General features: G+C 38.2%; 10 protein-coding genes. 6 read left to right on the top strand and 4 right to left on the bottom strand.

Features of this window, described 5'->3' with window-relative positions; translation table 11 throughout:
* Nucleotides 1–72 precede the first annotated feature (72 nt).
* From PL9214_RS12410 to PL9214_RS12395, 5 genes are all read left to right on the top strand, one after another.
* Entirely contained in the window at nt 73–1,575 is a 1,503-nt protein-coding gene (locus tag PL9214_RS12410) for an NADH-quinone oxidoreductase subunit M (protein ID WP_072719110.1), read from the top strand.
* A gap of 116 nt (nt 1,576–1,691) precedes the next feature.
* Complete coding sequence (locus PL9214_RS12405) at nt 1,692–2,861, top strand: CO2 hydration protein (protein ID WP_072719109.1); 1,170 nt, start codon at nt 1,692–1,694, stop codon at nt 2,859–2,861.
* 135 nt (nt 2,862–2,996) lie between these two features.
* On the top strand, nt 2,997–3,563 hold the full coding sequence (locus PL9214_RS32300; RefSeq protein ID WP_245824238.1) for a type IIL restriction-modification enzyme MmeI: 567 nt from the start codon (nt 2,997–2,999) through the stop codon (nt 3,561–3,563).
* A gap of 35 nt (nt 3,564–3,598) precedes the next feature.
* On the top strand, nt 3,599–5,698 hold the full coding sequence (locus tag PL9214_RS12400; RefSeq protein ID WP_245824237.1) for a class I SAM-dependent DNA methyltransferase: 2,100 nt from the start codon (nt 3,599–3,601) through the stop codon (nt 5,696–5,698).
* Between the two features lie 324 nt (nt 5,699–6,022).
* Nucleotides 6,023–7,768: an ABC transporter ATP-binding protein gene (locus tag PL9214_RS12395; RefSeq protein WP_072719108.1), complete on the top strand. Its 1,746-nt coding sequence runs from the start codon at nt 6,023–6,025 to the stop codon at nt 7,766–7,768.
* Between the two features lie 9 nt (nt 7,769–7,777).
* Here PL9214_RS12395 and PL9214_RS31240 read toward each other — a convergent pair whose 3' ends face one another.
* A complete protein-coding gene (locus PL9214_RS31240; RefSeq protein WP_186440349.1) occupies nt 7,778–7,927 on the bottom strand; it encodes a hypothetical protein in 150 nt (49 codons plus the stop codon).
* A gap of 160 nt (nt 7,928–8,087) precedes the next feature.
* On the opposite strand from PL9214_RS31240, the gene PL9214_RS12390 reads away from it, so the two are divergent.
* Nucleotides 8,088–9,149, top strand: a complete 1,062-nt coding sequence (locus PL9214_RS12390; protein WP_139295043.1) for a hypothetical protein — start codon at nt 8,088–8,090, stop codon at nt 9,147–9,149.
* A gap of 2 nt (nt 9,150–9,151) precedes the next feature.
* Here the strand turns inward: PL9214_RS12390 and PL9214_RS12385 are convergent, their stop codons facing one another.
* From PL9214_RS12385 to clpX, 3 genes are all read right to left on the bottom strand, one after another.
* Complete coding sequence (locus PL9214_RS12385) at nt 9,152–9,688, bottom strand: DUF1349 domain-containing protein (RefSeq protein ID WP_072719106.1); 537 nt, start codon at nt 9,686–9,688, stop codon at nt 9,152–9,154.
* Between the two features lie 113 nt (nt 9,689–9,801).
* On the bottom strand, nt 9,802–9,927 hold the full coding sequence (locus tag PL9214_RS32700; RefSeq protein ID WP_281250325.1) for a hypothetical protein: 126 nt from the start codon (nt 9,925–9,927) through the stop codon (nt 9,802–9,804).
* Nucleotides 9,928–10,079: 152 nt separating this feature from the next.
* Nucleotides 10,080–11,426 (bottom strand): ATP-dependent protease ATP-binding subunit ClpX, encoded by a 1,347-nt coding sequence (clpX, locus tag PL9214_RS12380; protein ID WP_072719105.1) that lies wholly within the window; start codon nt 11,424–11,426, stop codon nt 10,080–10,082.
* Nucleotides 11,427–11,582: the final 156 nt, after the last annotated feature.

The following is an 11,582-nucleotide window of genomic DNA, read 5'->3' as shown; positions in this document are numbered from 1 at the left end:
AACTGATAACTGATAACTGATAACTGATAACTGATAACTGATAACTGATAACTGATAACTGATAACTGATTTATGCTGAGTGTATTAATTTGGGTTCCTTTGTTAGGTGCGGCTTTAATTGCATTTTGGCCAAATCTCTCTAGTAAAACCGCTCGTCAATTGTCTATTGTGATAGCGGGAGGACTATTTTTATGGTCGTTGGTTTTAGCGGGATTATTTGATCCGAGTAATCCTTCTTTACAATTTAAAGAATATATTCCTTGGCTTACACCCTTGGGATTAAATTATTACTTAGGGGTCGATGGCTTATCCTTACCTTTAGTCATTTTAAATGGTTTATTAATTACCATTGCCATTATCAGTACCAATGTAGGGATTAGTCGCCATCAATTGTATTATTCCTCAATTTTGTTGATTGCGGCTGGAATTGCGGGAACGTTTTTATCCCAAAATTTATTATTGTTTCTACTGTTTTATGAAGTGGAATTGATTCCCCTTTACCTATTAATTGCGATTTGGGGAGGCAAAAATAAAGGGTATGCCGCGACTAAATTCTTACTCTACACAGCAGTTTCAGGATTTTTAATTTTAGCGTCATTTTTAGGCATTGTTTGGCTGACTAATACCCTTGATTTTGATTTAGATACCATTAGTGCAACCTCTTTAGGCGTTTCTTCTTTACCCTTAAATACACAATTGATTTTATTAGGAGGTCTTTTAATTGGGTTTGGAATTAAAATTCCTCTGGTTCCCTTTCATACCTGGCTACCCGATGCTCACGTCGAAGCCTCAACCCCCGTTTCCGTACTATTAGCGGGGGTCTTATTAAAGTTAGGAACCTACGGGTTATTACGCTTTGGTGTAGGTTTATTTCCTGATGCTTGGTTAGTGATTTCTCCCTGGATGGCGAGTTGGGCTGTTGTGACCGTTTTATATGGAGCCTTTTGTGCCATTTATCAGAAAGATATGAAGAAAATGGTGGCTTATAGTTCCATTGCTCACATGGGCTATATTTTATTAGGGTTTGCTGCCGCTAACTCCACCAGTTTGTTAGGTTCAGTGATGCAAATGGTGAGTCATGGTTTAATCTCTGGATTAATGTTTTTAACCGTTGGGGTCGTGTATCGAAAAGCGGGAAGTCGAGACTTAGATATTATTCAAGGGTTATTAAACCCAGAACGGGGTTTACCCTTAATTGGAACGATCATGATTTTAGCCGTGATGGCGAGTGCAGGGATACCCGGTTTAGTGGGATTTGTGGCAGAATTTATTATCTTTAGAGGGAGTATGGATGTGTTCCCGGTACAAACATTATTGTGCATGGTGGGAACCGGATTAACCTCCGTTTACTTCTTAATGATGATGAATAAAGCGTTCTTTGGTCGCCTCTCCGAATATGTGGTGAATTTACCCCCGGTACAATGGCGCGATCGCATTCCAGCTATGATTTTAGCACTCATTATTGTTGTGTTAGGAATTCAGCCCAATTTAATGGTCAGGTTAAGTGATGCGTCCACAACAGCATTAGCCCATACCCAACCTTTATTTGCTCATCATCTAGCCGAAAAACTTTAACCGTTCTCATGTCACTCTGACTTTTTTTGTTAAATTGTCAGAGTGATTTCTCACACTTACTCCAATATGATTGTAAAATAAAATAAACCTTAATTTTAATCAAAACTTTAAACAAAATGACTCTGACCCAATCTTCTGCGGCTTCTCAACACCCTCTGTCTGAGTATATTTATCGCCTAGAGTCTGGTGAAGCTTTATTACCCGATTATCCTGAAAATTTGGTGGAAGTGGTTGGCATTTTAAAAAGTTATGGCATTGTTTTGGATGCCTATTCCAAAAATTTAATATATATTGCCAATGAACAGTTTTTAGAATTATTTCCGTTTTTTAAATATTTTAATGGCGAGGTAAAAACTCAAAAATTATTGCAATATTGGTGGCATGATCGAATTAACTTTGAATATGCTGAATATTGTATGAAAACCATGTTTTGGCATGGAGGCGGTGGCTTAGATCAATATTTAGATTCTCCTGAATTTCTCCAGTTAGCTGAAACGGCTATTCAAGTTAAAACAAAGGGAAATTTAATGATCCAAACCTTGCATCGTCTTTTCCCAGAATTCCTCCCCGAACAAATTCGACAACTCGCCTATTACAGTGGATTAGGTCAATTTTGGCGAGTCATGAGTGATATGTTTATTTCCCTATCTGATCGCTATGATCACGGAGAAATTAAATCAATTCCTGATGTTGTGAATCATATTTTATCAGGATTAGTTGAATCAGCCAATAAACCGATTACTTATAGCATCAAAATTAACAATAAAGTCTATGATATTCTCCCCAAATCAGCAAAATTAACCTTTTTAATGGATACGGCTGTTCCCTATGTTGAAGCGGTGTTTTTCCGAGGAACTCCATTTCCGGGAACCGTTTCTTATAATGCTCAAGCCCATCAAATTCCCCTGGAACAAAAAGAGTTTGCTTATGGTGCATTATACGCCGATCCTTTACCTATTGGGGGTTCAGGAATTCCCCCCACTCAATTAATGCAAGATATGCGTCATTTTCTACCTGACTATTTACACAATATTTATCAAAATAGTTGTCGCGGAGAAGATGATTTACGGGTACAAATTTGCCAAAGTTTTCAAAAGTCCATGTATTGTGTAACAACTGCCGCCATTATTGGATTAGCACCCTATCCCATTAGTACCTCTGATCCTGAGCAAAAACAAGCGAATCGGATTTATTTTGAAAATTGGATGGATCGATTTTTAAACTCTCGTTTAGGGGAAGTTAATAAACCCACAGCTAGGGAATGTAAGCTATTTCCAGAACGTTAAAAGACACTTTAAACTACTAGACACCGGGTTTATTAAAGAAACCCAGTTTCTGACAATCCACAGAAGTTCTCTTAGAAAAAATTACTATATCTACAAGGCTATCTAATGAGTTAAAACCAGCGTAAGGATTGTCAAATGTCAGCAACACCGGAAAGCTTACAAAAATTTATTGATTTCTGTAAAGAACATATCACAGGACAAGAAAGAAAAGAAGCACAAACTTTTTTAGATCGTTTTTTTAAAGCATTCGGTTATGAGGGTGCTTTAGAAGCGGGTGCAAAATATGAGGAAGCGATCAAAAAAGGGAGCCAAAAAGGTAAAACTGGTTTTGCTGATTTAATTTGGAAACCTAAAGTTTTAATTGAGATGAAACAACGGGGTGAGGATCTCAATAAACATTATGCCCAAGCTTTTGCTTATTGGCAACGTTTAGTACCGAATCGCCCTCGTTATGTGATCCTTTGTAATTTTGATGAATTTTGGATTTTTGATTTTGATAATCAATTAGATGAACCTGTTGATAAAGTCGCTGTTATTAACTTAGTAGAAAGAGCGAGTGCTTTTGCTTTTATGGAGTTGGGAAATCGGACTCCTGTTTTTAGAAATAATCAAGTAGAAATTACTGAAATCGCAGCCCGAAGAATGGCGGAATTATTTACAATTTTATACGAAAGATTGTCAAAAAAAAACATTCTGAATTAATTGTTCAACGTTTTATTTTACAATGTGTGTTAGCCATGTTTGCCGAAGATCGGGGATTATTACCTCAAGATTTATTTATTGCTTGTGTACAAGATTGTCTTCAAAATAAACTAAGCTCTTATGATATCATTGGCGGATTATTTAGAGAAATGAATCAAACCGGAATTACTGCGGCTGGGCGTTATAAAGGTGTAGATTATTTTAATGGGGGACTATTTTCTACAATTTATCCCATTGATTTAACAGAGAAAGAATTAGAATTTTTAGATGTGGCTGCGAGACAGGATTGGAGTCAGGTTAGACCCTCAATTTTTGGGAATATTTTTGAAGGCTGGGTTAATAAAAAAGACCGTCATTCCTACGGAATTCATTATACTTCAGAAAGTGACATAATGAACATTGTTCGCCCTACTATTAGTCAGTATTGGGAGGAGCGTATTGAGGAAGCAAATACTCTCAAGAAATTGTATCAATTGCAGGTAGAATTACTCAATTATAAAGTCTTAGATCCAGCTTGCGGGAGTGGGAATTTTCTTTATATTGCTTATCAGGAATTAAAACGCCTTGAGCAGCTTTTAATTCATAAAATTATGAGTAAAAAAACTACCAATATTGATCAATTACACATCAGTTTTGTTACTCCCCATCAGTTTTATGGAATGGATCTTAATCCTTTTGCCGTGGAGTTAGCTAGAGTTACTTTAATGATAGGACGTAAGGTGGCAATTGATAAGTTTAATTTAACTGAATCTGCTTTACCTTTAGATACTTTGGATAATAATATTATCTGTAAAGATGCTCTTTTTAGTGATTGGGTGAAGGCTGATGCTATTATTGGCAATCCTCCCTTTTTAGGGGGAAATAAAGTAAGATTAGAATTAGGAGATGAATACATAGAAAAAGTTTTCGATAAATTTTCAAATGTTAAAGATAAAGTAGATTTTTGTATTTATTGGTTTAGGTTAGCACATGATAATATGAATCAAAAAGGTAGGGCTGGATTAGTGGGTACTAATTCTATTAGTCAAGGGCTAGGAAGAAAAGCATCCTTAGATTATATTACTCAAAATAATGCTTATATTCACGAAGCAATTTCAACACAAGTTTGGTCAGGTGAAGCAGCCGTTCATGTTAGTATTGTTAATTGGTGTTATGAAAATCCCAAAGAATATTATTTAGATCATCAATTAGTTAAACAAATTAATTCATCTTTGACAACTACCATAGATGTTTCACAAGTAGGTATAATTAAAGCTAATTATAATTATGCTTTTAAAGGGGTTCAACCAACCGGACAAGGGTTTTTGATCACAGAAGAAGACGTTAAAAGATATATTAAAAGTAATGATAATAATAACACGGTATTAAAGCAATTTTTAGATGCTAAAGATTTAGCTAGAAATCCTCATGGAAAACCGGATAGGTGGATTATTGATTTTAATGATATGAGTTTAGAAGATGCTAGTGATTATCAATTACCTTTTGAACATATAAAAGCTACTGTTAAGCCAGAAAGAGATAAAAATAGGCGAGAAATTACCAAGTTAAACTGGTGGAGATTTGGTGAAAAACGTCCGGCCATGAGGGAAGCAATTAAAAATTTATCTTTTTATTTTGCTATTCCTCGACATTCTAAATGGTCTATTTTTATTCCGGTTCAAAAAGAATGGCTACCCGGTGATTCTACTGTAATTGTAGCATCAGATGATTTTTACATCTTAGGAATATTAACCTCAAATATTCATCGTATTTGGGTAAAAGCACAAAGTTCAACTTTAGAAGATAGAATACGCTACACTCATAAAACCTGTTTTGAAACCTTTCCCTTTCCGCAAACACCGACTAAAAAGGTAGTTGAAAAAATCAGAGAAACCATGATTAAACTCCATGAATATCGGACAGCACAAATGGAGAAAAAACAATGGGGAATCACCCAATTATACAACAAATATTTTACTGAGCCTAGCAGTCAACTGTATAAACTCCATCAACAATTAGATAAATTAGCAATGGAGGCTTATGAATTTAATCCCGATGATGATCTTTTAGAGAAATTATTCAAACTCAACCTAGAGTTAGCAGAAAAAGAGGAAAGAGGGAAAAAAATAGTCGGTTGTTGGGATAGTTATCAATAATTTTTTACAGGATAAACTCAGTTTCTTGGATGATTTTTTAAGAAACGCGGTTTCTGAACCCCACGCGATTACATCTAGTTGTTATAATAGATAAACCTGAATAAACCTGAGCATTAAAATCGCAAATGTATGACAGCCAAAATACACATCAGCAACTTGGGTAATTCTTTAGCTTTACCAATACCGGACTATATTGTAAAAATTCTGAACCTGAAAGCAGAGGACTCAGTAATTTGCAGTATAGAAAGAGGTCATTTATACTGTATAAACTGCATTACACACACCCAACCCATCATTTAATCGCTTAACTTTATTCACCTAAATATGAAATCTTCTCGATTACAAAAACTGATCGGCTATTTACGTCCCCATTGGAAAAAAGCAACATTAGGAATTGTGGCATTATTCCTGGTTAATGCTGTGGGGGTTTATATTCCAATTTTAATTCGGAATGTAGTTGATGAACTCCAAGTTGCAATTGAGTTTGACACGGTACAGCGTCAAGTATTATTGATTTTTCTTTTAGCTTCGATGATGTGGGTAATTCGGATGATTTCCCGCATTGTTATTTTTGGGGTGGGTCGTCAAGTCGAATTTGATTTAAAGCAAAGGATTTTTAATCATTTATTAACTTTAGAACCTTCCTATTTTTCCGAAAGTACCGTTGGAGATTTAATTAATCGTTCCACCAGTGATGTTGATAGTATTCGCCGTTTATTAGGGTTTGCCGTTCTCAGTCTTGCGAATACGATATTTGCTTACGGGTTAACCCTTCCGGTCATGTTAGCGATTAACCTGCGATTAACTTTATTATCGATTTCAGTTTATCCGTTGATGTTGATTTTAGTGCAGGTTTTTAGTGGAAAGCTTCGAGATCAACAAATGACGGTTCAGGAAAAACTATCAAATATTAGTGATTTGATTCAGGAGGATATGAGTGGGATTTCTTTAATTAAGATTTATGCTCAGGAAGAGAATGAACGGAAAGCTTTTGCAGGTCATAACCAGGAATTATTTGAAGCCAATTTAGAGTTGGCTAAAACCCGTAATCTTTTATTCCCAATTTTAGGCGGAATTGCAAGTTTAAGCTTTCTAATTTTATTAGGAGTGGGGGATGAAGCGATCGCCAATGGAGAACTCAGTATCGGGAATTTTGTTGCTTTAATTTTATATGTTGAACGCTTAGTTTTTCCCACAGCTTTATTAGGATTTACAATTACAACCTATCAGCGAGGAGAAGTCAGTATTGATCGAATTGAAGCCATTTTAAGTGTTGAACCTCGGATTAAAGATCCTTTAGAACCTTTACCCTTACCCACTCCTGTTAAAGGATGGTTAAGTGCTTTTCATCTAACCTATAGTTATCTCAGAAGCACAATTCCGGCTTTAAATGATGTTAATTTTATGATTAAACCAGGAGAAACTGTTGCAATTGTTGGCCCTATTGGTTCTGGAAAAACAACCTTAGCGAATGCTATTCCTCGGTTATTAGATATTAAGATGGATCAGTTATTTGTAGATGGTCAGGATATTACTCAATTAACATTATCTGATTTAAGACGTGCGATCGCTTATGTTCCTCAAGAAAGCTTTTTATTTAGTACCAGTATTAGCAATAATATTGCCTATGGCAACCCTCTAGCTGAACAATCAGAAATTGAAAAAGTTGCTAAAATGGCTAAAATTCATGAAGAAATTTTGAATTTTCCCAAACAATATGAAACTCTAGTGGGAGAACGAGGAATTCAATTATCCGGGGGACAACGACAACGAACTGCGTTAGCAAGAGCATTATTAGTGGATGCACCCCTTTTAATTTTAGATGATGCCCTTTCCAGTGTGGATAATCAAACAGCAACAGAAATTTTACAGAATTTAAAAATCGGAGTCCAGCGCAAAACTGTTGTGTTTATCTCCCATCAAATGTCGGCAGCGGCAACGGCGGATCGCATTTTCGTCATGGATCAAGGGCATATTATTCAAACGGGAACCCATGCTGAATTAGTTGCCTTAAAAGGATTATATCAGACCCTTTGGAATCAACATAAATTAGAGGAATTATTAGTTTAAATGAGTGGGTCACCAAGCAGGTAAATTGGCATCTTGCTGATAAGTGGAAAGTGGCAAAGGTTCAACACGTTGAATCCTTGTAACTTTCATCCGGCTGCTATCTGTATCTTTTAAATACCAACAGGAAATTAGAGTAGGGATCAAGAAGTTGATTTTCATTTTTTTGCTTCCTTAACTGTTGATAGCAGGGAACAGGAAGGAAAAGACTTGACCCTCTAGGGTTTAATATCAGTCGATGTCCTAACTGCCAGACGCGACTACTATATTAGAACTCTGGCAAAATAATTTAATGGTATTGTCAGAAGTTTTGCTCAACTTAATGTCTAATCAAATATTGATGATCAGCAATTTTCTAGCTTGGCTCTATGGAGAAGACGCTCTCCTCAAAAGTCCTGCGGGTATTCCCTATCCTGTCACCGTGAAACCTTGCATTCTGGATAACCCTGAAGCGGTGTTGCAGGAACTCACGGAAGATACCCGTCAATTTCCCAGTTCCAGCCCGTTGTTAGAGGAGATGAAACAAAAGAACCAACATTTGTGGAATGGTCGAACTTATGTATTTTTAGAGTTAGATGCTGCATCTGCCTATCCCCGTTTGCGGTGTGCGGAGGGCTATTATTTTGATATGGTGAATACCTGCATGGTGCTGGAGCAGGAGTTAACTCGCACCATCAGCCAAACCCCTGAATTAGACTTTGCCACTTTATATGAAAGAATGCCTCTGCGTCGGGCACTTCACCAAAACCAAACCGGAGAAGCTGCTCTCCAAGACGTTTGGACAGGAGCGCATCGCAGTGCAACGGTGGCAATTTCTTGTCTGTTTGCCGCTTATGATGGGAAATCTTACCGCTACTATGTCAGTCGCCGTTCTGCTCAGGTTGCGGATGGGGCTGGACTGTATCATATTATCCCCTCAATGGTGTTTCAACCCACAAATTCGGACAAACAGCCCCAGGATTCTTTTAATATTACCAATACAATTCTGCGGGAAGTTGCCGAAGAACTGTTTAACCGTCCTGAAAATAGTTCCACAGACTATCCTGAAATTCTTGCCTTGCGGGAGTTGCTGCAAACCGGAGGCGCCGAACTGGTGGTTACAGGAGTGGCAATGGACTTGTTGAGTTTGCGACCGGAAATTTTAGCAACCTTAGTCATCCACCATGAAACCTGGCTGCAACAGTATCAACACCAGATCAGATTTTCTAGGGATGAGTATATCACCGATGCAGAGGCGCAAAAAAATTACCAAAATTTAGAGGATGACAGCATTCTACAACCGGGAGGAGAATTTGCCCCCGAAAACTGTGCGGTTGTTGGTGCTGCCTGTCTCATTGTCGGTTTACCTGTGGCTCGTCAACTCGGCAAGAGCTACTGTGAATAACCCTAGAGAGGCTTAATTTGGAAGTCCTCAAACGTTGCTTGAAACCCTTCCCGTTCTGGCGAAGCAAACATGGGGCCAACTTGCACCGTCTCAGCTTCCGTCAGATACGCCAACCGCATCATCGTGTAGTCTTCACCATCCAGGGAATATTTCACCTGTACGGTGCCACCTTTGCGTTCTAACTCCAGCCATAATGAAGTCGGGTTATGGGGTAACTGAACGACAGACCAGTCGGAAAACTCCCGTGTCACAACGGTACTGGCATATTGCACCCCCTCAACAAATTCAATTCCGCACTTCAGCCAAGTTGTGTCATTCTCGCGGATCATCAGTCCGGCTTGATCATACAACACTTCATACTGTCCAGTGATTTTCACAACGGCGACAAAATCCCCTGTGACTTCCTCATAGTAAAAGTGTCCCGTATCCCGAATAAATCCATAGTGGGTTTTACGCCAAAAGTCGGTTTTCTCTCCAGAAGTCACCGTTAATGTCTGTTGTTGTTCATTCCAAACCGGCGGCTCATTGTGCCATTTCATAATAATTCCTCAATATCGTTTTATAGCAGGAGACAGGACACAGGCTATAGTTTTTAACTCCGTACCCTGCACCCCGCACCCCGCATTCCGCACTCCGCACTTCGCACTCTTCCCTAGGCCTTAATGACAACGTTTTCTCGTTGACTTAATGCTTCATAAATCTGCACTAAAATATCTTTTAACCCATATTGAAATTGCCAATTGGGATAATGGGATTGGAACTTGCGGACATCGCTCACCCACCAGATATGATCTCCGATGCGGTTTTGTAAGACTAAGCTTAATAAAACTAAAATTCTAGCTGGATAAGTTTTTCAAAATTTAAAAACTTGCCCCTACAAATCGAATTTTACTTCATAGGAGCAAGTTAATGAATGATGAGCAATTAAGATTATGCTGACTCGTGTTGTCGATGCCAAGCGGGATGCCATAAAACTTCTGCTGTGGAACGTTTTTCCACCATTTCCTGGGTAATCACACAGCGAACAACATCTTTTCTGGAGGGGATTTCATACATAACTTCTAACATTAATTCCTCCAGAATTCCCCGTAATGCTCTGGCTCCTGTTTTGCGACGGAAGGCTTCTTTGGCAATCGCTTTTAACGCTTCCGATTCAAATTCTAACCGCACATTATCCATGCGTAATAGCTTTTTATATTGTTTGACTAAAGCATTACTCGGCTCAGTTAAAATTTGCATCAACGCCCCTTCATCCAACGGAGAAACACGAGTTAAAACCGGAAGCCGTCCTATGAATTCGGGAATTAAACCAAATTTGACTAAATCTTCCGGTTGAACGTGATATAAAATTTCATCGGACTGGAGGGGAGTAATTGTTGTTTTATTGTCTTCTCCCGACTGAATAAAACCGAGGGATTTTTTACCTAAGCGCTGTTCAATGAGTTTTTCTAACCCAACGAACGCTCCCCCACAAACAAATAAAATTTTACTGGTGTCAATTTGGATAAAATCTTGATAGGGATGCTTTCTTCCGCCTTGGGGAGGAACATTAACAACCGTTCCTTCTAACATTTTTAAGAGGGCTTGTTGTACCCCTTCCCCAGATACATCTCGTGTAATCGAGGTATTTTCACTTTTACGGGCAATTTTATCAATTTCATCAATATAAATAATTCCCCGTTGCGCCGCTTCAATATCAAAATCGGCAACCTGTAACAGTCGCAGTAAGATATTTTCAACATCATCCCCCACATAACCCGCTTCCGTTAACGTTGTCGCATCGGCAACGGCAAAGGGAACATCTAATAATTTCGCTAAAGATTGGGCGAGTAAGGTTTTGCCACAACCCGTCGGCCCCATTAACAGAATATTGGCTTTTTGTAATTCGACAAAATCATCGGCTCCTGAATCAGAACCGTTTAATTTTTCAGCACCTAAGCGTTTATAATGATTATAAACTGCAACAGATAGAACTTTTTTCGCCCCATCCTGACCAATCACATGATCATCTAAATAGTTTTTAATTTCAATGGGTTTAGGAATGGAAGTCAGAGAAAATCCTTTCGTTGCAGACTGTTTTGAGGAACGTGCCTCTGGCTGGCCGCTCACTGAAGCCTTGGCCCGATTGCGGTCAGAAAATTCTTCTTCTAAAATTTCGTTACAGAGTTCAACGCACTCATCACAGATATAAACACCTGGGCCTGCAATTAATTTGCGAACTTGCTCTTGAGATTTACCGCAGAACGAGCATCGTAAGTGGGAGTCATATCTGGACATAGTGAATTAATCTTTTTTAATTAATTGCTGGTGGTTTTTCCCTAAAAAGGGGAGATGGATTAAATGGGTTTGCTGCTTGGACTGGGATGCGTTTCCTTTAGGGGACATCCTAAGCAAGATCCATCCAATACTCTCTCCCTTTAAACTAACACTAAA

It is taken from the genome of Planktothrix tepida PCC 9214 (assembly GCF_900009145.1).
Taxonomy (GTDB): Bacteria; Cyanobacteriota; Cyanobacteriia; order Cyanobacteriales; family Microcoleaceae; genus Planktothrix; species Planktothrix tepida.
The sequence above is the reverse complement of the archived record's forward strand: the minus strand, read 5'-3'. Positions and strand labels throughout refer to the sequence as shown.

Bases quoted from the DNA above. Each gene is read 5' to 3' on its own strand.
- PL9214_RS31240 (WP_186440349.1), bottom strand. From the start codon at position 7,927: ATGAAAATCAACTTCTTGATCCCTACTCTAATTTCCTGTTGGTATTTA.
- PL9214_RS12385 (WP_072719106.1), bottom strand. From the start codon at position 9,688: ATGAAATGGCACAATGAGCCGCCGGTTTGGAATGAACAACAACAGACA.
- PL9214_RS12400 (WP_245824237.1), top strand. From the start codon at position 3,599: ATGTTTGCCGAAGATCGGGGATTATTACCTCAAGATTTATTTATTGCT.
- PL9214_RS12395 (WP_072719108.1), top strand. From the start codon at position 6,023: ATGAAATCTTCTCGATTACAAAAACTGATCGGCTATTTACGTCCCCAT.
- PL9214_RS32300 (WP_245824238.1), top strand. From the start codon at position 2,997: ATGTCAGCAACACCGGAAAGCTTACAAAAATTTATTGATTTCTGTAAA.
- clpX (WP_072719105.1), bottom strand. From the start codon at position 11,426: ATGTCCAGATATGACTCCCACTTACGATGCTCGTTCTGCGGTAAATCT.
- PL9214_RS12410 (WP_072719110.1), top strand. From the start codon at position 73: ATGCTGAGTGTATTAATTTGGGTTCCTTTGTTAGGTGCGGCTTTAATT.
- PL9214_RS12390 (WP_139295043.1), top strand. From the start codon at position 8,088: ATGTCTAATCAAATATTGATGATCAGCAATTTTCTAGCTTGGCTCTAT.
- PL9214_RS12405 (WP_072719109.1), top strand. From the start codon at position 1,692: ATGACTCTGACCCAATCTTCTGCGGCTTCTCAACACCCTCTGTCTGAG.